The organism is Allobosea spartocytisi (genome assembly GCF_014764685.1).
Lineage (GTDB): Bacteria > Pseudomonadota > Alphaproteobacteria > Rhizobiales > Beijerinckiaceae > Allobosea > Allobosea spartocytisi.
This window is the reverse complement of sequence record NZ_JACXWY010000011.1, coordinates 1-25,732: the sequence shown is the minus strand read 5'-3', so window position 1 is coordinate 25,732 and position 25,732 is coordinate 1. Positions and strand designations below refer to the sequence as shown.

General features: G+C 63.9%; 23 protein-coding genes. 18 read left to right on the top strand and 5 right to left on the bottom strand.

All coding sequences use genetic code 11. The features are described from left to right. Window positions 1-109: 109 nt before the first annotated feature. Complete coding sequence (locus IED13_RS17375) at window positions 110-1,444, bottom strand: Rieske 2Fe-2S domain-containing protein (RefSeq protein ID WP_191124895.1); 1,335 nt, start codon at window positions 1,442-1,444, stop codon at window positions 110-112. Between the two features lie 116 nt (window positions 1,445-1,560). On the opposite strand from IED13_RS17375, the gene IED13_RS17370 reads away from it, so the two are divergent. From IED13_RS17370 to IED13_RS17360, 3 genes are read left to right on the top strand one after another with little or no spacing between them, the layout of a single operon-like run. After that, window positions 1,561-2,520, top strand: a complete 960-nt coding sequence (locus IED13_RS17370; protein ID WP_055727165.1) for a PDR/VanB family oxidoreductase — start codon at window positions 1,561-1,563, stop codon at window positions 2,518-2,520. 34 nt (window positions 2,521-2,554) lie between these two features. Continuing rightward, on the top strand, window positions 2,555-3,736 hold the full coding sequence (locus tag IED13_RS17365; protein ID WP_260368449.1) for a Gfo/Idh/MocA family oxidoreductase: 1,182 nt from the start codon (window positions 2,555-2,557) through the stop codon (window positions 3,734-3,736). 44 nt (window positions 3,737-3,780) lie between these two features. Beyond that, window positions 3,781-4,698, top strand: a complete 918-nt coding sequence (locus IED13_RS17360) for a DMT family transporter (RefSeq protein ID WP_191124893.1) — start codon at window positions 3,781-3,783, stop codon at window positions 4,696-4,698. 54 nt (window positions 4,699-4,752) lie between these two features. Here the strand turns inward: IED13_RS17360 and IED13_RS17355 are convergent, their stop codons facing one another. The 3 genes from IED13_RS17355 to IED13_RS17345 all read right to left on the bottom strand — a co-directional run bounded on the left by IED13_RS17355 (window position 4,753) and on the right by IED13_RS17345 (window position 8,709). After that, window positions 4,753-6,672 carry an FAD-binding monooxygenase gene (locus IED13_RS17355; RefSeq protein WP_191124892.1) on the bottom strand — a complete coding sequence of 640 codons (1,920 nt, stop codon included), beginning with the start codon at window positions 6,670-6,672 and terminating at the stop codon, window positions 4,753-4,755. A gap of 28 nt (window positions 6,673-6,700) precedes the next feature. Further along, window positions 6,701-7,480, bottom strand: a complete 780-nt coding sequence (locus IED13_RS17350; protein WP_191124891.1) for a class II aldolase/adducin family protein — start codon at window positions 7,478-7,480, stop codon at window positions 6,701-6,703. Window positions 7,481-7,635: 155 nt separating this feature from the next. Continuing rightward, window positions 7,636-8,709, bottom strand: coding sequence for a hydroxyacid dehydrogenase (locus tag IED13_RS17345; RefSeq protein ID WP_191124890.1), 1,074 nt, complete (start codon window positions 8,707-8,709; stop codon window positions 7,636-7,638). Window positions 8,710-8,887: 178 nt separating this feature from the next. Between IED13_RS17345 and IED13_RS17340 the strand changes: the two genes are divergently transcribed. The 6 genes from IED13_RS17340 to IED13_RS17315 all read left to right on the top strand — a co-directional run bounded on the left by IED13_RS17340 (window position 8,888) and on the right by IED13_RS17315 (window position 14,517). Next, window positions 8,888-9,847, top strand: coding sequence for an ABC transporter substrate-binding protein (locus IED13_RS17340; protein ID WP_191124889.1), 960 nt, complete (start codon window positions 8,888-8,890; stop codon window positions 9,845-9,847). A gap of 93 nt (window positions 9,848-9,940) precedes the next feature. Beyond that, window positions 9,941-10,738: an ABC transporter ATP-binding protein gene (locus IED13_RS17335; RefSeq protein WP_248312644.1), complete on the top strand. Its 798-nt coding sequence runs from the start codon at window positions 9,941-9,943 to the stop codon at window positions 10,736-10,738. Between the two features lie 92 nt (window positions 10,739-10,830). Then, complete coding sequence (locus IED13_RS17330) at window positions 10,831-11,760, top strand: ABC transporter substrate-binding protein (RefSeq protein WP_191124887.1); 930 nt, start codon at window positions 10,831-10,833, stop codon at window positions 11,758-11,760. Further along, window positions 11,757-12,500: an ABC transporter permease gene (locus IED13_RS17325; protein ID WP_191124886.1), complete on the top strand. Its 744-nt coding sequence runs from the start codon at window positions 11,757-11,759 to the stop codon at window positions 12,498-12,500. Before IED13_RS17330 ends, IED13_RS17325 begins: the two co-directional genes overlap by 4 nt. Beyond that, window positions 12,482-13,267, top strand: a complete 786-nt coding sequence (locus tag IED13_RS17320) for an ABC transporter permease (RefSeq protein WP_191124885.1) — start codon at window positions 12,482-12,484, stop codon at window positions 13,265-13,267. Before IED13_RS17325 ends, IED13_RS17320 begins: the two co-directional genes overlap by 19 nt. A gap of 56 nt (window positions 13,268-13,323) precedes the next feature. Then, window positions 13,324-14,517, top strand: a complete 1,194-nt coding sequence (locus IED13_RS17315; protein ID WP_191124884.1) for an alpha-hydroxy acid oxidase — start codon at window positions 13,324-13,326, stop codon at window positions 14,515-14,517. 19 nt (window positions 14,518-14,536) lie between these two features. Here the strand turns inward: IED13_RS17315 and IED13_RS17310 are convergent, their stop codons facing one another. Then, complete coding sequence (locus IED13_RS17310; RefSeq protein WP_156367018.1) at window positions 14,537-14,743, bottom strand: hypothetical protein; 207 nt, start codon at window positions 14,741-14,743, stop codon at window positions 14,537-14,539. A 518-nt stretch (window positions 14,744-15,261) separates the two neighbouring features. On the opposite strand from IED13_RS17310, the gene IED13_RS17305 reads away from it, so the two are divergent. From IED13_RS17305 to IED13_RS17265, 9 genes are all read left to right on the top strand, one after another. Next, on the top strand, window positions 15,262-16,728 hold the full coding sequence (locus IED13_RS17305) for an amidase (protein ID WP_191124883.1): 1,467 nt from the start codon (window positions 15,262-15,264) through the stop codon (window positions 16,726-16,728). 27 nt (window positions 16,729-16,755) lie between these two features. Further along, window positions 16,756-17,766, top strand: a complete 1,011-nt coding sequence (locus tag IED13_RS17300; RefSeq protein WP_191124882.1) for an ABC transporter permease — start codon at window positions 16,756-16,758, stop codon at window positions 17,764-17,766. Between the two features lie 2 nt (window positions 17,767-17,768). Further along, entirely contained in the window at window positions 17,769-18,608 is an 840-nt protein-coding gene (locus IED13_RS17295) for an ABC transporter permease (protein WP_055727151.1), read from the top strand. Between the two features lie 30 nt (window positions 18,609-18,638). Further along, window positions 18,639-19,619, top strand: a complete 981-nt coding sequence (locus IED13_RS17290) for an ABC transporter ATP-binding protein (protein WP_191124881.1) — start codon at window positions 18,639-18,641, stop codon at window positions 19,617-19,619. Then, the gene (locus IED13_RS17285; protein WP_191124880.1) at window positions 19,616-20,416 is read left to right on the top strand and encodes an ATP-binding cassette domain-containing protein; all 801 of its coding nucleotides are present in this window, start codon (window positions 19,616-19,618) and stop codon (window positions 20,414-20,416) included. The genes IED13_RS17290 and IED13_RS17285 overlap by 4 nt, the downstream gene beginning before the upstream one ends. Window positions 20,417-20,461: 45 nt before the next feature. Continuing rightward, window positions 20,462-21,997, top strand: a complete 1,536-nt coding sequence (locus IED13_RS17280) for an ABC transporter substrate-binding protein (RefSeq protein WP_191124879.1) — start codon at window positions 20,462-20,464, stop codon at window positions 21,995-21,997. A gap of 41 nt (window positions 21,998-22,038) precedes the next feature. Next, a complete protein-coding gene (locus IED13_RS17275; RefSeq protein ID WP_191124878.1) occupies window positions 22,039-23,574 on the top strand; it encodes an ABC transporter substrate-binding protein in 1,536 nt (511 codons plus the stop codon). A gap of 99 nt (window positions 23,575-23,673) precedes the next feature. After that, window positions 23,674-25,086, top strand: a complete 1,413-nt coding sequence (locus IED13_RS17270) for a M20/M25/M40 family metallo-hydrolase (protein WP_191124877.1) — start codon at window positions 23,674-23,676, stop codon at window positions 25,084-25,086. A 92-nt stretch (window positions 25,087-25,178) separates the two neighbouring features. Next, the gene (locus IED13_RS17265; RefSeq protein WP_191124876.1) at window positions 25,179-25,643 is read left to right on the top strand and encodes a GntR family transcriptional regulator; all 465 of its coding nucleotides are present in this window, start codon (window positions 25,179-25,181) and stop codon (window positions 25,641-25,643) included. Window positions 25,644-25,732: the final 89 nt, after the last annotated feature.

Below are 25,732 nucleotides of genomic sequence, written 5' to 3'. Positions count from 1 at the left end.
CTCTTGCTCCGGCCCTCCAAGTCCAGTTTCGCGCAGCGCCGCCGGCGCTTCCAAGACTTTATCCCTTGGGCACCCAAGCCGATATGATCGTTCGGGCTCGCCGTCGGGTTCAGCTGCCCGCAGCCGCCATTTCCGCCTCGGTGTCGTCCTGCTCCATGCCGTCGAGCAGCGCGATTTCCTCATTGGAGGCGCCGAGCCTGCGCCAATCGTCGCTCTTGGGAACGATGCCCTGATAAGAACGCAGCTTCGCCTGCGGGATATGCGGCTCGACGAGACCGAGCGGGGAAGCGCCGGCGGCATGCTTGCGCGCTGCATCGATCATCACCCGGCGGAACTGCACGATCGCGATGTCGCTCGCGCCGAGGCGCTCGCTGGTACGGTCGGCGATCGGGCCCATCGACTCCCACATCATGATGTCCTGGTTGGGAATTCCGGGCACGCCGGTGAAATCCCCCAGCTTCATCGCCTTGCGGTCCTGCAGGTAGTTGTTCTCCCGCTTGCGCAGCATTGGCTTGTAGGTCTTGTCGAGATCGATGCCGACCTGCGCCACGCAGAACTTCCGCCAGCTTTCCTGATCGATGCAGTCGTCATTGCCCCATGCGATGAAATGGAAATAGCTCGACACGTCGTCCTTCGGCACGATCACCGTCGCGACGTTATAGGAAGAGTTGGGGGGGATCAGCGCGGCGAAAGGCGCAACGAATACGGTCAGCCTCACATAGTCGTGGGTCTGCGCATTGGTGATCGGGCGGCGCAGCGCAGCGTAGCGGAAGCCGTAGTTGGTCAGCTGGACCTGGATGCGCGGGTTCTTGTCGGTCGACGGACGCGTCCAATGCGTCGCGGTCGCGCCGGCGGTCGTCACGCGCGAGGGCTTCATGTCGGAGGAGTGCAGGCTCGAGGAATGAGCCGAGTCGATCTGTCCTTCCATGATCTGGGCCCAGTTGCAGGGCAGATCGATCTTCACGATCGAGACCTTCGCCTCGGGCGTGGGCGCCCACGGCGGAGCCTCGAATTCCGGCATTTGGTCCTTCGGACCCATATAGACCCAAATGAAGCCTCCCGCCTCCTGGGTCGGATACGCCTTGTGCTGGACCTTATCGGCAAAGCCGCTTTCTGCCGGCTCCGACACCATTTCGAGGACCTTGCCGTCCACGTCGAACTTCCAGCCGTGATACAGGCAGCGAAGGCCACACTCCTCGTTGCGGCCGAAGAACAGCGAAGCCTTGCGATGCGGGCAGTACTCGCCGAGCACCCCGATCCGTCCGTCGGTATCGCGGAAGGCAACGAGATCCTCGCCGAACAGACGGACGCGGACAGGCGCGCCGTCGCTTTCGATGAGCTGCTCCGACAGCAGCGCGGGCACCCAATGACGCCGCATGAACTGACCCATCGGGGCCTCGCCTTCCACGCGGCAGAGCAATTCGTTCTCTTCGTGGGTCAGCATCGCATTCGCTCCAGATTTGACGGCCGGGCTAGTCAGCCGGATAATACTTAGATATCTAAGTCTCACATTATTCGGAATTCAAGCGCTTGTCGAGACGGCGCCGCGCGGAGGTTTGGATGAGCGATCAGGAGCAGTGGCTAAAGGCCAGGATCGTGGGGAAGGAGGCGGTCGCCGACGACATCGTCATGTTCGATCTCAGGCCGCTGGATGAGAACATGCTCGAGCCCTACACCCCCGGGGCTCACCTGGCGGTCAAGGTGCCGAACGGCGAGACGCGGAAGTACTCGCTCTGCAACGGTCCGGACGAAGCCGAGGGCTATGTCATCGCCGTCAAGAAGGAACATGGCGGCCGGGGCGGGTCCGTCAGTCTGATCGATCAGACCAATGTCGGCGACGAGATCCTGATCTCGGCGCCGCGCAACGATTTCTCGCTGAAGGACGGCCCGTCGAGCTACATTTTCATCGCAGGCGGCATCGGAATCACGCCGATCCGCTCGATGATCCGCCATCTGATGGCGACGCGCGGGAAGCCCTTCAAGCTGTATTACTTCACGCGCACACCGGCGATGATGGCCTTCCGGGAGGAGTTCTCCGGGCCGGAATTCCGGGGCAAGGTCGTCATCCACCACGATAACGGCGACCCCGACAAGGCGTTTGACCTCTGGCCGGTCCTTGAAGACCCGAAGGGGGCCCATCTCTATTGCTGCGGCCCGCGGGGCCTGATGGAGGCGGTGCGGGACATGACCGGCCACTGGTCCTCGGCCGCCGTCCATTTCGAGGATTTCGGTGCGGCCAAGGCGAAGCCGGAAGACAACACGCCCTTCACCGTCGAACTGGCCAAGAGCGGCGAGATCTTCGAGATTCCCGTCGACAAGTCGATCCTCGAGGTGCTGCGCGAGGCGGGAAAGACGCTGCCCAGCTCCTGCGAAAGCGGGACTTGCGGCACCTGCAAGACGCGATTGGTCTCAGGCGAGCCCGACCATCGCGATCTTGCGCTCTCCGAGCAGGAGAAGGCGCGAAACATCATGATCTGCGTCTCCCGCGCCAAATCTGGCGCCCTCGTTCTCGATCTCTAGCGAGGCAGTGGTGAGCGAACCTTTGCGATTGGGCGTGGTCGGGCTCGGCCGCGCCTTCATGCTGATGCTGCCGACATTCGCTCAGCATCCCCTCGTCCGACTGGTCGCTGCGACCGATCCGCGTCCGGAGGCGCGGTCGCGGTTCGTCGAGGAATTCTCGTCGAACGGGTTCGCCGCAAAGGCCTATGACACTCTCGACGGTTTGCTGGCAGACGAAGCGGTCGAGGCCGTGTACGTGGCATCTCCTCACCAGTTCCATGTCGCCCATGTCCGCAGTGCCGCTGCGGCCGGCAAGCACATCCTGGTCGAGAAGCCGATGGCGCTGCGGCTGGAAGACTGTCGCGCCATGATCGATGTGGCTGCAGAGGCCGGTGTCCACTTGGCCGTCGGCCACAGCCATTCTTTCGATCTGCCTTATCTACGCACCGCCGAGCTGATCCGATCGGGCCGTTTCGGCCGCCCGCGCCTGATCGTTGGAAGCAACTATACGGACTTCCTGTACCGGCCGCGGCGGCCCGAGGAACTGGACACGGCCCGAGGTGGCGGCGTCGTCTTCAGCCAGGCGGCGCATCAGCTTGATGTCGTCCGCCTTCTCGCTGGGGCGGAGATCGAGTCACTGCGGGCGGTTACCGCGCGCCTCGACCCCGCCCGGCCGACGGAAGGCGCCTATCAGGCCTTCCTGCTGTTCGAGAACGGAGCCAGCGCGACGCTGACGTATAGCGGGTATGGGCGGTACGACACCGACGAGCAACTCGGCTGGTTCGGCGAGCTCGGGCAGCGTCGCGATCCATCGCAGTACGGCGCCGCGCGTCGGGCCCTCGCGCCGGTCTCGACGCCGGAGGAGGAAGCTGCGCTCAAGGAGGAGCGCGCCTATGGTACGTCCGCGACCGTTGCGGGCCGGACGGCACCCGCCGCTCATAATCATTTCGGCCATTTCCTGGTCTCCTGTGACGGGGCCGACCTGCGCCCCATGGCGGATGGGGTCCGTGTCTATGCCAATGATCGAGAATGGCTCGATCCATTGCCGGCGCCAGCTGTGCCGCGCGCTGAGGTGGTCGACGAGCTGCATGCCGCGGTCAGGTTCGGCGTCCCGCTGCTTCACTCCGGCGAATGGGGTATGGCGACGCTCGCAGCTTGCCTCGCGATCCTCGAATCGGCCGCCACCGGACGAGAGGTTCGGCTCGGCAGCCAAAGCACGGCCTCTGCTCGCGGCTGAGTACAACGCGTTGTTCGGCGTCGCGTGCGGATAGGGAAATAGGCATGGCTTGGTTTGCGGGCAGGCTGGGCGAGACCTTCGCCATTCTCTCTGTCCTGGCCTTCGCTTATGGCGGGGTCTCGATCGCAAAGGCGAAGCTTTACGGAAAGGGCGACGGCGGCGCCGTGCTTTCGGTGGTGTTCACGACGCTGCTGTCGGCCCTTGTCTGGGCGGTGGCGGGAACCCCGGCCGGCAGCTTGCCGGACACGCCGGACTTGATGATCGGGCTTGCCTGGTTCGCCGTCTCCGGCCTGCTCGCCACGGCGCTGGCGCGCATCCTCTACTTCATGTCGGTGCGCGATCTGGGTGCAGTGCGCGGATCGGCCGTGAAGCGTGCCATCCCATTCTTCGCGGCAGTCTTCGGGTTCCTTTTTCTGGGTGAGACGCTGAACTCCAATAAGCTTCTCGGTCTGGCATTGATCGCCGTCAGCATCGCGGTTCTGGTCGCGGTCGACCTGGCTCGCCGCGGCGGCAGCGAGGCGGATGCGGTGGCGTCGATCGGCTACGCATGGGGGACTGCATCGGCACTGTGCTACGCCTCGGCCTATGTGGCCCGCAAGTTGGGCCTCGGCTATGTGCCTGATGGCGCACTCGGCACCTTCGTCGGCTCCATGGCGGCCGTGGCCTATTACACATTCGCGGTCTCCTTCAATGCCCGCGCGAGAACGGCGACGTTCGCTGCCCTGTCCCTGAAGAACAACTGGGCGGTGGTGGCCGCCCTCTGTTTCTCTATCGGCCAGATCTGCAACTTTTATGCGATCCAGCACACCGCCATCTCGACTGTCGGGGCGATCCAGTCGCTCGAGGTTTTCGTCTCGATGGTGATTGCGACGGTCGTGCTTCGGACCGAACGCGCGCCCGGCTGGATCACGATCGCAGCGGCGGTGGCAGCCACCATCGGCGTATTGCTTGTTGTCGCCTGAGCAAGCCGGCCTGCCGCCGCGAGAGCATGGTCGCTGCGGCGCGCCGCCTTAACCCTACGCAGGCTCGCGCAGGACGCGCTCGAAGAAGCCCGACAGGCGCTCTACCCCGGTGAGCGGGAGCACGTCGGCGACATACTGATCCGGACGCACGACGACCATGCAACCTTGCTCGCGGTCGATTCCGCGCAGGTCGAAGATATCGCTGCCTGGGCGCTGGTCCGCGCAGTGCACCTTCTCGTAGTCCGTCAGGCCGTATCGGCCCTTGGCCGGCTGGAGGAAAGGCGGAACGCGCGCCAGATCGGCTTCGCGATGAGCCTGCTGCAGCACTGCGATAACCTCGATCACGGCGTCCGCATCCCCGGGCGGCGTGTAGCGCCGCACCGGAGAGGCCTGGTCGTGGTCGAGAAAGTTGACGAGCTCCGACAGGCCCGACCCGCCGTCGAACGGATCGCCGGCTCCAGCGAAGGCGACAATGCGCCAGCGCCCATCGGCCGGGATGCGATGTGAGAGTTCCAGGGGCTTGGCATCGGCGAGCCTGACCACCGGTGCGGAATGAAACCGCATGCCGATCTGGTAGCCCGATGCCAAGCCCTGATGCATGCCGTCGGCGCAGATCGCGGATGGCTCGTAGCGCACGGCTGTCCCGGCGGTGAAGCGACCCTGCTTGACGAAATAGCGCTGGAACTCGGCGGGATCCCGGGCGCGTTGGGCGTCGGGCCCCGGGCCGGCTGGACGAGCGCTGAACATGGCCGCGAACTCCCGGTCGAAGTCGATCAGTTCCTGGGCGAGCTTCCGGCGTTCCGCGGAGTAGCTGAGCAGCAGTTGCGCGGGGCTCGTGCCTCTTATGACGGCTGCCAGCTTCCATCCCAGATTGAAACCATCCGCCATCGAGACGTTCATGCCTTGCCCGGCCTTTGGGCTATGCGTGTGGCAGGAATCGCCGGCGATGAAGACACGGGGTGGCCGGCCAGCGTCCTCGCAGCCGTCGTCAAACCGGTCGCACAGCCGCTGGCCGATCTCGTAGACCGACCACCATGCCACTTCCTTGACGTCGATCCGGTAGGGGTGCGCGATGCGGTTCGCGGCAGCAACAAGGTCCTCGACCTCCAGCGACCGCGAAGCGACGCGCTCGTCTTTCGCCAGCTTGTCGAGCTCGACATAGAATCGCACCAGATAGCCGCCCTCCCGCGGTATCACCAGCATGCTGCCCTGGCTGGCCGACTGGATCGCGGCCTTCATGCGGATGTCTGGGAAATCGGTGATGGCGAGGACGTCCATTACGCCCCAGGCGCTGTTGGCCGAGTCACCGCGCAGCTCAAGTCCGATCGCCTTGCGAACGGCACTTCGCGCCCCGTCGCATCCGACCACGTAGCGCGTTTTCACGACCTCCTCGCGCTCCGAGCCAGCCGGCCCGAGCCGCTTCAGCCGAACCGTGACGGGGTGGCTTTCAGCCTCGGTCCTATTGGCTGGCCGGTCCAGCCCGATGAACTCCACCGCGTAGTCCGGCTCCAGCCTGCTCGCAGAGTTGCGCATGGTCTCCAGCAGGAAATCATGTACCCGCGCCTGATTGAGGATGACGTGCGGGAACTCGGAAAGCCCGTCCTCAGTATCCTGGATGCGGCTATGGCGCGCGATGCGCCGGGGATCTGCAGCGTCGGGCTTCCAGAACGTGGTCTCGTTGACCCAGTAGCTTTCCCTGGCTACCCGTTCGGCGAAGCCGAAGGCCTGAAACATTTCCATGGTTCGGCAGGCTATGCCGTCGGCCTGGCCGATCCGAAGAGGGCCCGGCTTCCGCTCTACGATCCGGACGCGGATGTCAGGAAAAGCGGACAACTGGGCCGCGAGGGTGAGGCCAGCCGGTCCGCAGCCGACGATCAGCACATCGACGTCCGACAACCCGCTCGGAGCGCGGCTTGCCGGGACCGGAAGAATGGAAGGATCACCGGGCAGGAAGCCGTTCAAATGAAACTGCATCAGGGCACCTCGCAGCTTCCCTTGGCCGTCAGGCCCGGCCCCCGGACCGCCTCTGGCGGGTCTGCTCGAGCCAAAGATCCCACGGTCGCTGGACCTGGCCCTCAACCCGGTCGACGCAAGCCCGGCATTCGTCCTCGGTCAGGTATGTCACTTCGCCCAGCTGAGTGGCCTGCAGCTGATATCGGGCATTGAGCTCTGCGTAGACGGCCCGGTAGACGGCGTTCTTCACCGTCGGTCCAACGACGGTCGATCCATGGCCGCGCATCAGGACGATGTCGCTGTTGCGGAAATGCTCGGCCAGCGCACGCCCAAGTTCGGGGCTGCTGATCAGCAGGTCGGTCGCGTCACCGCCTGTCGCCCGGATCTCGAAGACAGGCGCTTCCTTTCCGATGAAGCCGGCCATATGGAAGAGCGCCCTCAGCCTGGTTCCCTTCACGACGCTCAACGGAACGATCGAATGGGAGTGGCTGTGAACGATGGACTGGACGTCGGGCCTCGCGCGGTAGATCTCGCTGTGAATGAACCGCTCCAGGTAGACACCGCGGCCGTTCGCATCGACGGGCTGGCCCGAGAGATCGAACTCAACGATGTCCTCTGCCGTTACACGCCCCGGCGCCATATTGCGCGCCAGCAAGAACCGATCCGGCCGCTTGTCGTGGCGCACGCTCACATGGCCGAACGCGTCCACTACGCCCTGGTCGAACAGGATGTGGTTGGCTGCGACGAGCTCGTCCATGAGTTCCCGCGCCGGCGGCGTTCCTGGTGCGGCGCCATCCGGAACAGTGACGGCGGTTGCGGTGTCACACATGCGGATTTCGCCTCCTTGCGACGATTCGAGGACGCCCTGCCTCGCTGGCCCGGGCTTCACTATTCAAGTTCGAGGGCGCGAACTGGAAGACATTTTCGGCTTGTCTTCCAGACCGCAAACCGGCCAGCGCCGCCTGGCGGGGACGGTGCGGCCGCTCAGGCATAAGGCAGGGGCTCGGGCTCGAACCCGAACATTGATGCGAAGCGACGGCTGAACGCAGGCCACGCCTGAGGGTTGACCACTCGCGGCGGCGCACGGCCGTTGAAAAGCTCAATCCATTGGTCCGCGGCGGAGGATGACATCTGCTCCAGCGCTTCCTGTGTAATCCCGGCGGTGTGCGGCGTGGCGATCACGTTGTCGAGGGACAGGAGCGGATGATCTGGCGGTGGCGGCTCCTTGAGAAAGACGTCGATGCCTGCGCCAGCGATGCGGCGTTCTCGAAGCGCTGTCTCGAGCGCCGGTTCGTCGTGGATGCCCCCACGCGCGGTATTGATGAAATAGGCGCTCGGCTTCATTGCGGCGAACTGAGCCTCTCCGAACATGCCCAGTGTCTCCTTGGATCGCGGGCAGTGCACCGAAACAAAGTCCGAGCGCTGCAAAAGCTCCACCAGACTTGCGCTGGTGCCGTGCCGCCGAACGATTTCCGCACTGTCGAGATAAGGATCGTAGGCAAGCACCGTCATCCCGAAGAGCCCATGGCAGAGTTCGGCCAGCCTCCCGCCGATAGCGCCGAGCCCGACGATGCCCACCGTCTTGCCACGAATGTCGTTGCCTTGCAGGGCGTACCGGTCGATCTGCGCTCCGTGCCGCCGCAACAGCTTGTCTGCGATGCCGATCCGCTTGGACAGCGACAGCATCAGGCCCAGAGCATGTTCGGCCACGGCCTCGGTATTGGTGCCGCCCTGGTTGCAGACAAGGATGCCGGCGGCGGTGCAGGCCTCGACGTCGATATAGTCGTAGCCGGCACCTGTGGAGCTCGCCGCGAGCAGGTTCGGGCAACGGGCGATCAGTGCTGCATCGGGGAACCAAGGTTCGCGCAACTCCGTTCGCGCCTGGACCTGATAGCCATGTGCTCTGGACATCACGTCCCAGTTGTCCGCCTCGACGGTCGAGTAGCTCAGTTTCCGCAGGTCGACGTCGTCTCTTCCACCCAGGATGTCTTCGGCGATCGGATCGACCCAGCTCTCGAAGAACACCAGACCTGCCTTTTGTGCTGCCCGGACCGCCATTTTCTCTCCCTTCGACGTCTTTTGAGGGCATCCGCAGTCGCAGCGCGCGAGGTTACGGCGAGCCCCTTCGTTGCCTCATCATGAATGCGGGTTGAAAGCTGCGCAATTGTAAATTAGTTTCCTAAGTAATCATTATAACAAAACGAGTGTGGAGGATGACACCATGGGCGGAAGGTGGATGCTTGCCTTGATGATTGCGGCCTTTGGCTGGGTCTCGGCACACGCACAGGAGGTTCGCAGCGGCGCAGCCGGGAACCGGATCGACCTCGCCATCGTCTCGCGCACCGTGTTCTACCTCCCGCTCTGGCTGGCGGCCGAGAAGGGATACTTCGCGGAGGAGGGGATCGATCTGCGTATCGAGGTCTTCGACAACGCGGAAAAGATCAATGAAGCGCTCAGGTCGGGGGCGGTCCAGATCGCCATGTCGACACCCGAGAGCATCATGGCCGATGCTCTCAAGGGGGGCAGCCTCCGGGTGGTCGCGGGCAATGCCGGACGCTTACCGCACTTCATCATCGCCCGGCCGGAAATCCGGACGATCGCCGATCTCCGCGGCAAGACGATCGGTGTCCTCTCGGATCAGGAGGGCACGACCCATCTCGTGCCCGAGGTGACGCGCAGTGCCGGGCTGAAGCCGGGCGACTATGTCGTCAAGGCGGTTGGAGGCGCCCCGACCCGCTGGCGCCTCCTGCGATCGGGCGAGATCGACGCCGGGTTGCAGCCGTTTCCCTTGAGCTACGAGGCGGAGGCGGCGGGCTTCAGTAACCTGGGGCCGCTGTCCGGCTTCGTCCCGGAATGGCAGTTCACCAGCGTGAACGTCGACATGCGCTGGGCCGAAGCCAATCGGAATCGACTGACGGCGGCGCTGCGCGCATTGCGGCGCGGCCTCGACGCTATCGCCGCGGAGCCAGCCACTGCAGCCGCCGTTGCCGCGCGCGAACTGAAGACGTCCGAGCCCCTCGCTGCTCGCGCTATCGCCGACACCGCCCGCCTCGGGATTCTGACGCCCGGCATGGAGGTATCGCTGCCGGGGTTGAAGAAGGTGCACGAGGCGCTGGTGGCGGCAGGCCTGGTCGCGAGCGAGCCGTTCGACGCAGGCCGCGTGGTCGATGCGTCCTTTCTGCGCGCCAGCCGCTGAGGCCAACTGTACCGAAGGTCTCGCGATCAGTCGGGCGCGCGATCCAGCACAGGAAAATGCCGCCGCGGCGGCGATGCATCCAGGAGGTTGTCTTTGGCCTATGATCTTGAGGTCGCCAATGTCTCCAAGCGCTATGGCGATCGGTCGAGCGGTCTACTGGCCGTCAGTGATGTCAGCCTGTCGGTCCGGAAAGGCGAGTTCGTGTCGGTCATCGGGCCGAGCGGCTGCGGCAAGTCCACGCTCTTCGGAATTATCGGCGGTCTGATTGGTGATTACGACGGAGAGGTTCGCGTCGGCGGGCAGTCTCATGTCGGCACGCATCGCGACATCGGAATCGTCTTTCAGGAGGAATCGACGCTGCCGTGGCGAAGCGTTCTGGCCAATGTCGCCCTGCCGTTGGAAATCCAGGGCATGCCACGCGCCGAACGCGAGGAACTGGCGCGGCATTACATCGATCTCGTCGGTCTTACGGGCTTCGAGGCGAGCAAGCCCGCAGCCCTGTCGGGCGGCATGCGCCAGCGCACGGCGATCGCGCGCACGCTGGCCTTCAAGCCCCGCGTGCTGCTGATGGACGAACCGTTCGGGGCGCTGGACGAGCAGACTCGCCTCCTGCTCGGTGATCGGGTGCTGGCGATCCATACCGAATTGCAACAGACGACGCTTCTGATCACCCACAACATCACCGAGGCGGTTCAACTGAGTGACCGCGTCGTCGTGATGTCCTATCGGCCGGGCCGCATTCTCAAGGTCATCGACATCGATCTGCCGCGCCCGCGAAGCTCGGAAAGCATCACTGACGAGCGCTTCGGACGCTATGTCGCGGAGATCTGGGGGGATCTTCGTGCCGAAGCCAGCCGTGGGATGCAGGAGGGTGAGCGCAAGCGGGCCTGAAGTTCAGCTGTGCCAGAGGGAGGACGACCACGATGAATACCGAACGAAAGAACTGGATCGGACCGACGCGGCGGACGGCTATTGCCGGTGGCTTGGCCGCCGGCCTGATGCCGCGCGTCGCCCGCGCCGCCGACAAGATGCGCATCGTCAGCAGCCAGAAGGGTTTCTGGGACACCACTCTCATCCTGTTCGGCCAGCAGAAGGGCATTTTCGCCGATCACAAGCTCGATCTCGACATCATCTGGTCGGATGGTGGGTCGGACATTCAACAGGCAGTCATCACCGGTTCGACCGACTTCGGCGTCGCGCCCGGAATTCTTGGCGCGTTGAGCGCATTCGAAAAGCGCGCGCCGATCGCCGTGACGAACGCGGCCATGACGGGTTCGAGCGACCTGTTCTGGTACGTGCGGGCGGAAAGCCCGATCCGTAGCCTTGCTGACTGCAACGGCAAGACGATTGCATTCTCGCGCCCCGGCGCATCGACCGAGCTCATTGCATCGACCCTGATCGACCATGCCGGAGTTAAGGCCAAGCTCGTCGGAACCGGCGGTCCCGGCGCCACACTGACCCAGGTGATGTCCGGCCAGATCGATGTCGGCTGGTCCGCACCTACGGTGGGGCTCGCTGAGGAACGCGCCGGCAAGCTGCGGATCATCGCGCGCGGCAACGACGCGCCAGGGCTTGCGGCGCAGACTGTCCGCGTCGGAATGACGAATAGCCGGTTCCTGGCCGAACGTTCGGAGTTGCTCGCGCGCCTGTCGAAGGGAATGCAGCAGACCATAGACTGGGCCTATGACGGCGACGAGGCTCTGCAGATGTATGCCGAGCTAAACCGTGTCGATATCGCGACGGCGCGGCAGGCCCGCGACACCAACTATCCGAAGGCCGCGCTGGCGCTGGCGCCGATCGGGAACATCGAACTGAGCATCGCTCAGGCTGTGAAGGATAAGCGTCTGTCGAAGCCGCTGACACCGGACCAGATCAAGGCGTTCACTGCCAATGTCGGGCGATTCCTCGCATGAGGCTCAGCGGAAGTTGGGCCAGCCTTGGCCTTCTTGTCGTCGCGACAGCAGCTCTTGAGGCGTTGTCGCGCGGCGGTTGGGTTTCGACCTTTGTTATGCCGCCGCCATCAGAGACCCTGGCCGCGATACCCGGGCTCTTCCTGCACGAGGGGCTCGGATATGCCACATGGGTGACCTTTCAGACGACGCTGCTGGCGACCACGCTTGCTTTGCTCGTCGGGGTGCCCGCCGGTGCTCTGCTCGCGAGGCACCGCAGATTCGGGCAGGCCTATGAGCCCTGGCTCGAGGCGGCCTTCTCGGCGCCCATCATCCTGCTTTACCCGCTGTTCCTGATCTTCTTCGGACGCAGCCTCGTAACCATCGTGGTGATGGGTTTTGTCGTTGGGGTCATCCCAGTGATCATCAAGACCCGCGAAGGGATCGTGAACCTGCGGCCGGTATTCCACAATCTCGCGCTCTCCTTGCACATGAGCGATGTGCAGAGCCTGATCAAGATTATCCTGCCTGCAGCTTTGCCAAGCATTTTCGTCGGACTGCGGCTCGCGCTGATCTATGCGATGATCAACATCGTCGCGGTCGAGTTTCTCGTCGGTTTGGGTGGGCTCGGTTATCTCGTAGCCGATATGTACGATCGCTACGACATTCCTTCGATGTATTCCGCCATCGTCTTCGTCGTCGTGCTCAGCAGCGCATTCTTTCTCGTCATCGAACGGAGCGAAGCATGGTTGCGATCGGCATGACGCCGCCCGCCGCGGCCGCGGACCGGGGGTTGTCCGTGGGTGCCATCAGGCTGCTGACCTTGACGGGTCTGCTCGCCGCCTATCAGGCAATCTCATCCTCAGGGCTGGTCTTCGAGGGCGCGATGCCAGGGCTGCCGGCCATCGCTGTCGCATTGCTGCGCCAAGTCGCCGATCCCGCGTTCTACCCGCATCTCGGTCGCACTGCATACGAGGCCGCGGCGGGGGTCGCGATCGGCGCCAGCTTGGGCGTGGCTTGTGGGGTGTCGCTGGGCGCGTCCCGCTTCCTCGCGGCAATGCTGGACCCGTGGATCCGTGCCCTGGCCCCCGCGCCGAAGATCATCTTCCTGCCTGTGCTGATCCTCGCCTTCGGCATCGACGCCGGACCGAAGATCGCAATGGCTGCGATTTCTTCCTTCTTTCCGGTTGCGGTCGCCACCTTCGGCGGCATGCGCGAGGTCCGGCGGATCCTGGTGCAGGTGGTGCGGAGCTTCGACGCCTCGACCTTGCAGCTGGTGCGGATCGTCTACCTGCCGTCGATTGTGGTTCCTCTGCTCGGAAGCCTGCGTCTTGCCGTGGGCGTGGCCCTGATCGGGGCACTGCTCGCTGAAGTAAAGATGTCGAACAAGGGGCTCGGGTACCTGATCATCCAGGACTATAACGCCTTCCGCACCGCGGAAATGTACGCGCTGCTGCTCCTGGTATTTGCGCTGGCACTCAGCATCAACGCCGTCCTGCGCGCCATCGGCCGGCGCTACGGTGTTCCCTGAGGATTCTTATCAGCGCCACGTGACGAGGGTCGGGCGCATAATCCGGATAAAATCAGATGAGCCTGCTCAAGACCGCAACGAATGTCGCCGATTTCGCGGCGGCCGCGCGACGCCGTCTGCCGCGCGTTGTTTGGGATTACCTCGACGGCGGGGCGGAAGACGAGACCACGCTGCGTGACAACCGCGCCGGGTTCGAGCGGCTAAAAATCATGCCGAGGGTCCTGACGGGGAATGCGAAGCGCGACCAGTCAGTCGAGTTGTTCGGGACACGCTTCGCCTCGCCCTTCATGATCGGGCCTACCGGCCTCAACGGCCTGTTCTGGCCTGACGCGGATCTGGCACTGGCGCGGGCAGCTGCATCTGCGGATGTCGGGTTCGCGTTGTCGACAGCGTCCAACAATTCGTTGGAAGAGGTCGCGGCCACCGGGCCGGGCACTCGCTGGTTCCAGCTCTATCCGTGGGGTGATGCCGCCTTCTCGGCGCGGTTGCTCGAGCGGGCTAAGCGCTCCGGCTACAGCGCGGTGATCGTGACCATCGACACCTTGACCGCAGGCAAGCGCGAGCGCGATCTGCGGAACGGATTCTCTCACGAACTCCGGATCACTCCCCGCGTGGTGCTCGACGGTTTGGCCCATCCTGCCTGGCTGCGCTCAGTCTGGCTCGGCCGGGGCATGCCTCGCTTCGAGAACCTGGCGGAGTTCCTGCCTCCGGGCGCGTCCGCGTCTCAACTCGCGGACTTCACCCGCTCGCAGCGTAACCCGTCCTTCGCCTGGGAGGATATCGAACGGCTGAAGAGGACTTGGGAGGGGCCGCTCCTGGTCAAGGGCATCCTGGCCTCGGCCGACGCCGTCAGCGCGCTTGAGGCCGGGGCAGACGGGGTGGTGGTTTCGAACCACGGCGGCCGGCAGCTCGATGGTGTCCCAGCGACCATAGACGCACTTCCGGACGTCGTCGCTGCAATCGGCGGACGGGGACGCGTCCTCGTCGATGGAGGGTTGCGGCGTGGCTCGGACATTGTCAAAGCCGTAGCTCTGGGCGCTGATGCGGTGCTACTTGGGCGATCGACCCTTTACGGGCTGGCCGCTGCCGGCCAAGCCGGCGCCACCAGGGTCCTTGCGATCCTGCGTGATGAGGTCGACCGGACTTTGGCGTTGGCCGGAGCCCGCAGTCTCGTCGACCTGCAGCAAATGCAGATCGTGTCGTCGCCGCCATCGCAGCTTCGCCACGGCGCGCTCGGCCGCGTCGTCTGATGGTGTGAACGTCGCGATATCAGCGTCTGTTGGCAGGCTCTTCGGGGGCCGGATTGTTCGCCGTGGACGCCAGAATGGCGATCGTGTCCTGCTCGGCGGCGGCGGCGCTCTTATAGCGCGGTGCCGTCGTGACCAAGGGCCGTTCGGCGTCTGCAGGATAGTAGATCTCGATCGCGAACCGGCCGGAAGCGGCGTCCTCGACAGACTCAATCCGGATCAGTGGCATGGTCATTCTCCGTTCGGCGTCGCCTCAAGGCAACCTGCCCGATTCTTGGACCATCGTGGTTGGTTGGTCCAAAACAAAAGCAGCCTTGCTGCCATTCGGCTTTCCGTTCGAGGACCAGGAAAGCGTCGCCCGTATCCGATAGTTCGGCGTAAGGCAGCGATGCCGACAGAGCCAGATTGATTCCGTCTTTCAGGTCAATCTCAACGGTTTGCCTAAATAATAGCCAGCTATGCGCAGGTGCCTACGATGTCAGAGAGAAGCTCGCTTCTCCAAACATTTACTCGGTTCGCTGCAACGCGATCGCTTCGTGGTCGAGCAGCGTTTCGCAGCCGAGAAGCCGCCTGCCACGGGCTTTTGGAGACGCCTGGCGCTCTCTTTGCCTAGTTTTCGAGCAGTTTCTGCGGGGCGCAGCTAACAGGGTCGTCCCGGCGCCTTGACACTAGAACGCCCCTAAAGTCGTATTCGTATGCTGGTATACCGTTTGACAACGGTGATGCTGCCCATCCGAGGAATGTTTCGTGACCCAGCCCTGTGATCTGACCGCGTCCGAGGCGCGCTTTCTAATCGGCGCGAAGCAGCTTTCTCCCGTGGAGTTGCTCAACTCCTGCCTGTCCCGCATCGAGGAGGTGAACGGCGCCGTGAACGGTGTCGTCGCTCTTGATGCCGAAGGCGCGACAGAAGCGGCGAAAACAGCCGAGAAGGCCGTTCTGTCGGGCGAGGCGCTGGCGCCGCTGCACGGCTTGCCGGTTGGCGTGAAAGACCTCAACGATACGGCCGGGCTGCGCACGACCTACGGTTCGAAGCTCTACGAGGAGAATGTTCCGGCCGCGGACGAGCATCTGGTCGCCAATCTCCGCCGCCAGGGCGGCATTGTTTTCGCGAAGACCAACACGCCGGAATGGGGCGCGGGCGGTAACACTTTCAACCCGGTCTACGGCGTCAGTGCAAACCCCTTCGATGTAGCGCTGACGTGCGGCGGCTCCTCGGGCGGCTCCGGTATCGCCCTTTCATTGGGCATGATGCCGCTCGCACACGGCTCGGACAATGCGGGCAGCTTGCGCATCCCGGCGTCATATTGCGGCGTGGTCGGCTTCCGCCCGACGGCGGGCATCGTGGCTTCGGAAAAGCGCCTGATCGGCCTGTCGCATCTGCCGGTGCAGGGGCCGATGGCGCGTAACGTGGCAGATGTCCGGCTGATGCTGAATGCGATGTCGACCTCGGCCTCCATCGACGCCCTCGCGACCCCGCTTGCCCTGCGAGATGACCGCCCGATCGATCCTTCGACACTGAAGGTCGCCTTCTCGCAGGATCTCGGCTTCGCCCCCTGCGAGCCTGGGCTGCGGAACGTGTTCGACGAAAGAACAGCCGCGTTCGCCTCGATCTTCCGGTCCACGGCCAAAGCACACCCGGATTTCGGCGACACCCGCCATGTCTACGAGGTGCTGCGCGCCGTGAATTACATCGGCATGTTCGCCGATCGGCAAAAGCAGAAGCCCCGGCAGTGGGGGCCGCTGGTCCAGCAGAACCTCGACCACGCATCGCGCTTCAGCCTCGAGGATGCGTCGCTGGCGTTCATCGAGCACAGCCGTATCTATCAGCGCGTGCAGGCGTTCTTCGAGGAGTACGACCTCCTGATCACGCCGACGGTCGGCGCCTATCCGTGGCCAAAGCACGATATGTATCCAGCCTCGATCGAGGGCAGGGCGATTGCCAACTACTTTGACTGGGTGGGCCTGACCTATGGTATCACGCTGATCAATCATCCCTGCATCTCGATCCCCTGCGGCCTGGACGACCGTGGCCTGCCGTTCGGCCTGCAGATCGTCGGGCGCCGGAACTCGGATCTGCATCTGCTGCGCTGCGCCGAGGCGATCGAGACCGTGCTCGCGCGTTCGCCCGTTCTCGCCAGGCCTTTGCCGGATCTCGCCTATCTTCGCGCGACCCATGCCGATGATCGGATGCGGCCCGTGGCAGCGATCGGCTGACAGCCGAGCTGGAGGAAGCGTTTAGTCATGCTACGAACCCTCGCCACGCGGATCCTGGGAGCCGTCCCGGTCGTTCTCCTGGTCTCACTCGGCATCTTCGCTCTCGTCAGGCTCGCGCCCGGTGACGCAGCCAGTACCCTCGCCGCCGAGGATGCGAGCGAGGCGGATATTGCTCGCATGCGCGCGCAATGGGGGCTCGACCAGCCGGTCCTGGTGCAGTTCTTCTACTTCCTGGGCAATCTCGCGCGCCTCGATATGGGCACGTCCTATCGCTACCATGCGCCTGTTGCCGAGCTGATCGGCCAACGGCTGCCCGCCACTCTCGAACTGGCTCTCACCGCCCTGCTGCTGGCTGCCGTGATCGCGGTGCCGCTCGGCGTCGCGACCGCGCTAAAGAAGGGCAGCTGGCTCGATGGTTTGGGCTCGCTTCTGGCTGTCCTCGGCGTCAGCGCTCCATCCTTCTGGGTCGGCATTCTCCTTGTGCTGCTGGTCTCGGGCCATTTCAATCTCCTGCCGTCCAGCGGCCGGATACCGCTCGACGTGCCGATCCGGGAGCTGACAGGCTTTATCCTGCTGGACAGTCTCCTTCAGGGGCGGTTCGACCTGTTCCGTCAGGCGCTGTCCTTCATCGTCCTGCCGGCCGCCACACTGGCTTTCGGCATGATCGGTATCATCGCGCGAATTTCGCGGTCCGCCGTCATCGATGTCGGGCAGGAAGAGTTCGTGCTTACCGCGGTTGCCAAAGGATTGAAGCGCCGCGAGGTGGTCTCTCGGCATCTGCTGCCGAACGCGACGGTGCCGATCGTCACGATCATCGGCCTGGAACTTGGCACGCTGATCAGCGGCAGCATCGTCGTCGAGGTGGTGTTCTCTTGGCCGGGGCTGGGCTCGCTGCTCTATGCCGCGGTGACCGCCCGCGACATTCCGCTGACGACGGGTATCGTCATCTCCTACACATTCATCTTCATCTTCATGAACATACTGGTCGATCTGATCTACGTCCTCGTGGATCCGCGGCTGCGCGTCGCGAGGACGTGACGATGCAGCCCTGGCGCTTTCTCGAGATCAAATTCGTCATCGGCACCATCTGCCTGGGAGCGATCGTTCTGCTCGCACTCCTCGGCGGCCTCGTCGCCGGACATGATCCCAACGAGCAGAACCTCATGTTTGCGCTCGAGCCGCCATTCGGCATCGAGAGCGGCTATTATCTGGGAACGGACCATCTTGGCCGCGATCTGTTGGCACGGATGACCTCTGGCGCGCGCATTTCCCTGGCGATCGCCGGGTCGGTGGTCGTGCTGTCGGGGGTCGTCGGGGTGTTGATCGGAGCGCTGTCGGGCTATCTCGCTGGTGCGCGCGACGCGGTCATCCAGAAGGTCGTCGAGACGTTCTGGGCGTTTCCGCCAATCCTGCTGGCGATCGCGATCCTCGCGTTCTTCGGGCCGAGCCTGGGCAACGTCATCATCGCACTCACGATCCAGCGCTGGATTCCCTATTGCCGGATAGCCCGCGCGCAGGCGCTCATGCTCCGCTCCCGGGAATACATCTCGGCAGCAAAGATCATGGGCGGCGGTACCGGCTGGATCCTGCGTCACCATGTGCTGCCGAACCTGCTCGCTTCCGCGATCATCATCGCCACCTTCACGATGGCCACCGCAATCCTGGCGGAATCGAGCTTGAGCTTCCTGGGTTTGGGCGTGCCTCCGAACGTCCCGACTTGGGGCGGCATGCTCGCGGAGGGCCGCTCCTACATCACACGCGCATGGTGGCTGGCTGTCCTGCCCGGCCTCGGCATCTTCCTTACCGTGCTTGGCCTCAACCTGCTTGGAGACTGGCTGCGCGATCAGCTCGATCCCAAGGCCGCTCTAAACCTGTCGTGACAAATGCCAATGCAAGCGACCCCTCCACGCATGAACGGTTCAACTTCAACACCGGTGCTGCAGGCCGAGGATCTCTCGCTGTTTCTGCGCACGCATCAGGGCGGGCATCTGAAGATCGTCGACGGCGTGACGTTCACAATCGGCAAGGGCGACTTCTACGCCGTCGTCGGAGAAAGCGGCTCAGGCAAGACTGTGCTTGGACGCTCGATCATGAGGTTGTTTCCGCCGTCCATGCTGCGCATGGAGGGGAAGCTGTCCCTGAACGGCGTGGACCTGGTGTCGGCGCCTTCGTCCCAGGTCCAGACGATGCGCGGTCGTGTGGTCAGCATGATCTTCCAGGAGCCCATGACCTCGCTCAACCCGTTGATGACGGTCGAGCGGCAGATCGCGGAGGCTCTCGCCGTCGCGGGCGGAGGCAGCAGACGCGAGTGCAGCGAGCGGGTCCTCGACCTGCTTGCGAGCGTCCAGTTCGCAGATCCGAAGAGCGTGCGCTCTATGTATCCCCATGAGCTCAGCGGCGGCATGCGTCAGCGCGCGATGATCGCCATGGCACTGGCCAACAATCCCGCGCTGCTCATCGCGGACGAGCCGACGACGGCGCTCGACGTCACGATCCAGCAGGAGATCATGCAGCTATTGTTGCGCCTGCGCGATCAGCATGCGCTCTCGATCCTGTTCATCTCCCACGATCTTTCTCTGGTGCGCCGTTACGCGGATCGCATCGGCGTTCTCTATGGCGGCGTTCTGATGGAGAGCGGCCCCGCGGACCAGCTGATCGACCACCCGACGCACCCCTATTCGCGAGCGCTCGTCGATTGCATCCCGCGTCGGCGCGAAGGCGGGCGGCGCCAGGCCGGCATCGAGGGCCAGGTGCCCGGGGTGGCCAACTGGTTTGAGGGCTGCCGCTTCGCTCCGCGTTGCCCTCGCGTCCAGGACGATTGCCGCCGCGGCGAGATTCCGCTGCGGACAACCAAGACTGCGCAGGCGGCCCGATGCCTTTATCCACAATGACCCCCGACCATCCGGTGCTACGCGCCGAGGGTCTCAGCAAGACCTATGCAGGGCGCGGCGGCCTGTTTAGCAGCAAGCCCGGCGTGACGGCTCTGACCGACGTCTCATTCGAGGTCCCGCGGGGCGAGATCCTGGGCATCGTCGGGGAATCCGGCTGCGGAAAATCGACCCTCGCGCGGATCATCGTCGGACTCGAGCAGGCAAGTGGCGGGCGCCTGGCCTCGGAGGACCGGCCATTGGTGGACGTCGCAGCGGGTATTTCGCTGCCAGCCGCTTCCCGTCAGATCCAGATGGTGTTTCAGGATCCATACTCGTCTCTCAATCCGCGGATGACCGTCGCGGATGTGATCAGTGAAGGGTTGCGTATCGCCGGCGAGCGAAACAAGCGGGTACTGGCGGAGCGCGTCCGGGAGATGCTGCAGCTGGTCGGGCTGCCGGGCGAAGCCGGATCGCGCTATCCATTCCAGTTCAGCGGCGGACAGAGACAGCGCATCGGCATCGCCCGTGCGTTGATTACCGACCCGCGACTGCTGATCGCAGACGAGGCGGTGTCGGCCCTCGACGTCTCCGTGCAGATGCAGATCCTCAATCTTCTGCTCGACATCCGCGACAGGCTCGGCCTGACGATCCTGTTCATCAGCCACGACATCGGCGTGATCGACTATCTCTGCGACAAGGTCATCGTTCTCGCGCACGGGCGCGTGGTCGAATCCGGCGCAGCGAGCGCCGTCATTTCCAACCCCGAACATGCTTACACGCGAAAGCTGATCCAAGCCGTCCCAAGAATGGCTGGGTGAGCCGACGTACACGGGCCAGCAGCCCATAACGCCGGAGGAGCCAGGATGTCACATAAGAGCAGCCCCGTTCTCGCAGCGAGCTTGATCGCTGCCGCCATCGCTATCGCAGCGCCCGCCTCAGCCCAGACCGCGCAACGGCCGGCCAACGAGACGCTCGTCGTCACGACTGCGGATACGCTGGTGACGCGTCACCCCTACGCCGAGAGCAGCGCCCAGATGTACTCGATCTGGTGTCAGGTCTACGGCTGCCTCGGCCGCTACGACTATGCGCAACGCAAGTTCGTGGGCCAGCTCGCGGAACGCTGGGAGCAGCGCGATGACGTCACCTGGCGCTTCCATCTGCGTAAGGATCTCGTCCGGCACGATGGCGGCCCCGGTCCCACCGTTGCCGACGTCCTGCATTCTTACAACCAGGTCATGACCGATCCGCAAAGCCAGGGGCGGTTCTATCTTTCGAGCGTGAAGGAAATCCGGCGCATCGACGACCATACCTTTGACGTTGTTACGAAAGAGCCGGCGTCGTCGCTGCTGGGGCAGCTGTTCGACAAGTTCACGATCACCAGCGAAGAGATCTTCAAGACGCAAGGAGGCGTCGCCAGCTACAACTCGGCGCCGATTGGATGGGGCCCCTATAAGCTCACAAACTTCGCCATCAGTGACCGGATCGCGCTCGAACGGCATGATGCCTATCCTGCCAAGGTCGAAACCTCTTCGCGTAACGTGCTGTTCCGGCGTATCCCCGAGCCGGATCAGCGCGTCACGGCCCTGCTGAACGGCGAGGTTCAGATCGCGCGGCTGATCCCTCCGCAATTGGTCGGCAGGCTGGAGAACGTGCCTTCCGTCGAGATCCGGCGCGCGCCCTCGAACGAGCCGATGTTCATCGGCTTCAGCGTCAAGACCAAGCCTTGGGACGACCCGCGCGTACGGAGGGCCGCTGCGATGGCGATCAACAAGGATGTGATCATCCAGCGCATTCTGTTTGGGATGGCGGACCGGCTCGATGGTCCGGTTGGAGCGCAGCAGATTTGCTACACGACTCCGATCGACCAAAAGACGCCGTATGATGTCGCGGGAGCACGGAAGCTTCTTGCCGAGGCCGGCTATGCGGGTGGTGGGCCGGTCGTCGACTTCTTCACCGCCACCGGCCGCTACATCTCCGATCGACAGATCGCCGAGGCGATCACCCAGATGTTGAACCAGGCTGGTTTCAAGGCAACGCTCCATACGCCGGAGTTCGCGGGGCTCTGGGCCAATGTCAGGGCGGGCAAAGCGCCCATGTACTACATGGGGCGCGGCTTGGCGCTCGAGCCGTCCGAATGGCTGTCGCAGTATTTCGAGACTGGCGTCACGCCGCGCATCGGCTACGACAATCCTAAGCTGAACGAGCTGTTCGAACGCGAGCGCAAGACCTTCGACATAACCGAACGCTGCAAGATCATCCGTGAGATCAGCCAACTGATCGAGACCGAGGCACCAGGCATCTTCCTCTGGAATCACCAGTACGTCAGCGGCGTCCGCAAAGGTGTGCGCTACGTGCCGGATGCTTCGGGCGAGATCTGGCTGCCCGACGTCCGCCTCTGATGACAGTCCGCTATCCCGCTACAAACGAAGGCGATTCAGCCATGACCGACCCGACCAAGCGCGGCCCGTCGAGGCGCACCATCATGGGTGCGGCCGCGGCCGCACTGATGCCGCTGCCGCTGATCCCGACCGCTGCCTCCGCACAGGGCAAGGCGCTCACGATCACGACGACGGGCATCCTGAACAACGTCAATCCCTACGCCCACTCGAGTATACACCTCTACTATATCTGGAGCCAGATCTACGGGAGCCTCGGCCGGTACAACTACGCCGCCAAGGCCTATGAGGGCGTGCTGGCAGAGAGCTGGGAAACCGTCGAGCCGACACGCTGGCGGTTCAAGCTCAGAAGCGATCTCAAGCGCCACGACGGCGGTCCGGGCCCCACATCAACTGACGTCGTGCACTCCTGGCGGCGCATCCTGAGCGACCCAGCGAGCCAGCAGGCGTTCTTCCTCACCGAGGTCGACAAGTTCGAACGCGTCGACGATCGGACTTTCGACATCGTCACGAAGCGCCCGGTGGCGCAGCTGCTGTCGCTCCTGTTCGACCGCTTCGTGGTGACGAGTGCTGATCTTCACGAGAAGCACGGCGCAAATGCCGACAAGGCTGCCGCCTTCGGCTGGGGCCCCTATAAGCTCGACCGTTTCGACATCGATCGCAGCGTGATCGTCGCCCGCAATCCGTCATGGCCGGGTATGCCGGCCTCGGCACCGGAGACGGTGATCTATCGCCAGATTCTGGAAGCGGAGCAGCGCGTCACGGCTCTCCTCAACAATGAGGCGCAGATCGCGCGCCTGATCCCGCCGCAACTGGTCGATCGCCTGAAGTCGAACCCGGCCGTGAAGGAGGTCGAGACGGGCTCGCTGGAATGGATGTTCCTGGGCATGAACGTCAAGATCAAGCCCTTCGACGATCCGCGGGTGCGCCGGGCGGTGGCGCATGCGATCAATGCCGATCTGATCGTGAAGCGGCTGCTCTTCGGGCTGGCGGATCCGATGCAGGGGGCCATCGGCAAGCATCAGGATTGCTTTGCTCCGAGCGCGGCCCGGCCCGAATATGATCCCAAGAAGGCCAAGGCGCTGCTCGCGGAGGCGGGCTTCCCCGATGGTTTCGACGTCGAGTTCGCGACCGCGAACGGGCGTTACGTCTCGGATCGGCAGGTCGGCGAAGCGTTGGCTCAGATGCTCCGGCAGGTGGGTATCAGGGCCAAGCTCAACACGCCCGATTACGCCAACTTTACCAATGACATCCGTCAGGGAAAGTTGCCGCTCTACTATACCGGCCGGTCAGCGGCCAACGACCAGCTCGAAGCTCTGGCACAGTATTTCGAGACAGGCGGCTCGCGGCGAACGAACTACTCGGATCCCGAGGCGGACCGGCTGTTCCGTGAAGTTAGGGCGGCGTTCGACACCAACGTCCAATGCGACCTCCAGCGGTCCTTGAGCGATAAGCTTTCGCAGGATTCGCCAGTGGTCTTTCTCTGGACGCATCGTTTGGTGAACGGCGTTCGCTCGAACATCAACTGGCCGGCGGATGCCACCGGCGAGCCTTGGCTCACGGACATCACGGTATCCTGAGTTCTGCACCGGCCGGTCGAGCGACCGGGCCGGTGTGACGCTCCGCGAAGTCGGCGCTCGTGACACCCGAGCGCCCCGAAACGGTATTGGATTGAGACGATGACGGTACGCGAACAGGTCCTGCGCCGCGCACGCGGGTATATCGACGATGGCAGCTTCCTGCGGCAACTCGCGGATCTGGTGGCCTATCAGACCGAGAGCCATCCTCCCGGCAGAAAGAAGGAACTGGAACGCTACTGCGCCGAGGGACTGGGACCGATCGTCTCGAAACTCGGCTTCTCGGTCGAAATCCTGCCAAATCCGTTGGAGGAACACGGGCCCGTCCTCCTCGCGACGCGGCATGAGGGCGATGGCCTGCCCACCATCCTGATCTACGGCCATGGCGACGTCGTTCGGGCCATGCCGGAGCGTTGGCGTGCGGATCTCGATCCATGGAAGCTGAAGGTCGAGGGCGACCGTGTTTATGGCCGCGGCGTCGTCGACAACAAGGGCCAGCACCTGCTGGCGATCGAGGCGCTGCGTGCAATCCTGGAAGAAAAGGGATCGCTCGGTTTCAACGCCAAGATCTTCGTCGAAACCGGAGAGGAGGCTGGCTCGCCGGGTCTGAAGGCGTTCCTGGAGCGCCATCGCGAACGCTGCGCCGCCGATGTGTTCATCGCGCTCGACGGCCCGCGTCAGAGCATGCAGGTTCCGGACATAACACTCGGCACGCGGGGAGGGCTGGCGGTCGATCTGATCGTCGATCTACGCGAGGGATCGCATCATTCCGGCCACTGGGGCGGGCTGCTCAAGGACCCCGCCGTGATCCTGGCGCATGCGATCTCGACGATTATCTCGCGCGATGGCCGGATCCTGGTTCCAGGATGGACGCCGAAGTCGGTGCCGGAATCGGTCACACGGGCCAGCCGCGCCGTCGTGATCGAAGATGCGCCCGGCGCTCTGAAGCCTGACGAGGGCTGGGGGGAGCCTGGTCTCTCTCGCACCGAGAAAATCTATGCCTGGAGCAGCGCCATCGTGCTGGCCTCCGTCAGTGGTCAGCCGGAGGCGCCGGTGCCGGCGGTTTCCGGGTTTGCCAAGGCGCGCATCCAGCTCAGGCACACGGTCGATGTCGATGCTGTCGAAGTCGCGCCGGCGTTGAAGCGTCATCTGGCGGAGCAGGGCTTCACCGAGGTCGAGGTGCGGCCGGTGGTGGAGCGGGACATGTTTCCGCCCTCGCGTACGGATCCCGATGATCTCTGGGTTCGCCGTGTGGCGGAATCGATGGAGACGACCGTCGGGCGCCCGCCGAACCTCATCCCCAACATCGGGGCTTCGGGACCGTCGGAGTTCTTCAAGCAGACGCTCGACGTGCCGATTCTCTGGATCCCGCAGTCCTATGGAGGCTGTGGTCAGCATGGCCCGGATGAACATGGGTTGATCTCGCTGTTCCATGACGGGCTAGGGATCATGGCTGGTGTCTTCTGGGACATCGGGGCTGAAACGACCGCGAAGTCCGCTGGCAACCCCGGCTAATTGCCGCGAAGCCGTAATCTGTCTACGAGGGGCGGCGTGACTGCTAGGGGGGCGGTGCCACGCCGATCCACTTGAAACCAGATATTATCGCCATGAATGACGTGCCCTCACTGCGCGTAGTCCAGGATAAGGTCAGCTTGCGAGAACGCACCACGGCCGTGCTTCGCAACGCCATCCTTACGATGCGCTTCAAGCCTGGTGAACGCCTCGTCGAGCGGCAGCTTTGCCTTGAGACCGGCGTAAGCCGGACCTGCATTCGGGAGTCGATGCGTCACCTCGAGGCAGAGGGCCTGGTCCGCCGCGAGCACAATAAAGGCGTCGTCGTTTCAAGCATAACCGCAACCGAGGCGTCCGAGATTTATGAGGTCCGGCGGATTCTCGAAGCCAAGATGCTGGAAAAAATGATCCGGCGGCTCGACACCGACATTGTCCGGCGGCTCGAGGCTGCGCTCCTGCGTGCCGAAGAGTGCATAGGGCGCCCGATCGAGTATGTGAGTGCAATCGGCGATCTCATCGAGGTGAACCGCCCCGGGTTTGTCGGAGGCCCCAACTCCTGAGAGGATGGGGCTATGACGAACAAGACGACGAACAAGTTCTCGCCTGAGGTGCGTGCCCGGGCTGTGCGGATGGTGCTGGATCACGAGGC

Excerpts from the sequence above, each read along its gene's own strand:
- IED13_RS17375 (WP_191124895.1), bottom strand. The coding sequence starts at position 1,444 with ATGCTGACCCACGAAGAGAACGAATTGCTCTGCCGCGTGGAAGGCGAG.
- IED13_RS17320 (WP_191124885.1), top strand. The coding sequence starts at position 12,482 with ATGGTTGCGATCGGCATGACGCCGCCCGCCGCGGCCGCGGACCGGGGG.
- IED13_RS17370 (WP_055727165.1), top strand. The coding sequence starts at position 1,561 with ATGAGCGATCAGGAGCAGTGGCTAAAGGCCAGGATCGTGGGGAAGGAG.
- IED13_RS17280 (WP_191124879.1), top strand. The coding sequence starts at position 20,462 with ATGTCACATAAGAGCAGCCCCGTTCTCGCAGCGAGCTTGATCGCTGCC.
- IED13_RS17265 (WP_191124876.1), top strand. The coding sequence starts at position 25,179 with ATGAATGACGTGCCCTCACTGCGCGTAGTCCAGGATAAGGTCAGCTTG.
- IED13_RS17310 (WP_156367018.1), bottom strand. The coding sequence starts at position 14,743 with ATGCCACTGATCCGGATTGAGTCTGTCGAGGACGCCGCTTCCGGCCGG.
- IED13_RS17275 (WP_191124878.1), top strand. The coding sequence starts at position 22,039 with ATGACCGACCCGACCAAGCGCGGCCCGTCGAGGCGCACCATCATGGGT.
- IED13_RS17295 (WP_055727151.1), top strand. The coding sequence starts at position 17,769 with ATGCAGCCCTGGCGCTTTCTCGAGATCAAATTCGTCATCGGCACCATC.
- IED13_RS17355 (WP_191124892.1), bottom strand. The coding sequence starts at position 6,672 with ATGCAGTTTCATTTGAACGGCTTCCTGCCCGGTGATCCTTCCATTCTT.
- IED13_RS17285 (WP_191124880.1), top strand. The coding sequence starts at position 19,616 with ATGACCCCCGACCATCCGGTGCTACGCGCCGAGGGTCTCAGCAAGACC.
- IED13_RS17360 (WP_191124893.1), top strand. The coding sequence starts at position 3,781 with ATGGCTTGGTTTGCGGGCAGGCTGGGCGAGACCTTCGCCATTCTCTCT.
- IED13_RS17270 (WP_191124877.1), top strand. The coding sequence starts at position 23,674 with ATGACGGTACGCGAACAGGTCCTGCGCCGCGCACGCGGGTATATCGAC.
- IED13_RS17350 (WP_191124891.1), bottom strand. The coding sequence starts at position 7,480 with ATGTGTGACACCGCAACCGCCGTCACTGTTCCGGATGGCGCCGCACCA.
- IED13_RS17300 (WP_191124882.1), top strand. The coding sequence starts at position 16,756 with ATGCTACGAACCCTCGCCACGCGGATCCTGGGAGCCGTCCCGGTCGTT.
- IED13_RS17340 (WP_191124889.1), top strand. The coding sequence starts at position 8,888 with ATGCTTGCCTTGATGATTGCGGCCTTTGGCTGGGTCTCGGCACACGCA.
- IED13_RS17315 (WP_191124884.1), top strand. The coding sequence starts at position 13,324 with ATGAGCCTGCTCAAGACCGCAACGAATGTCGCCGATTTCGCGGCGGCC.
- IED13_RS17345 (WP_191124890.1), bottom strand. The coding sequence starts at position 8,709 with ATGGCGGTCCGGGCAGCACAAAAGGCAGGTCTGGTGTTCTTCGAGAGC.
- IED13_RS17290 (WP_191124881.1), top strand. The coding sequence starts at position 18,639 with ATGAACGGTTCAACTTCAACACCGGTGCTGCAGGCCGAGGATCTCTCG.
- IED13_RS17325 (WP_191124886.1), top strand. The coding sequence starts at position 11,757 with ATGAGGCTCAGCGGAAGTTGGGCCAGCCTTGGCCTTCTTGTCGTCGCG.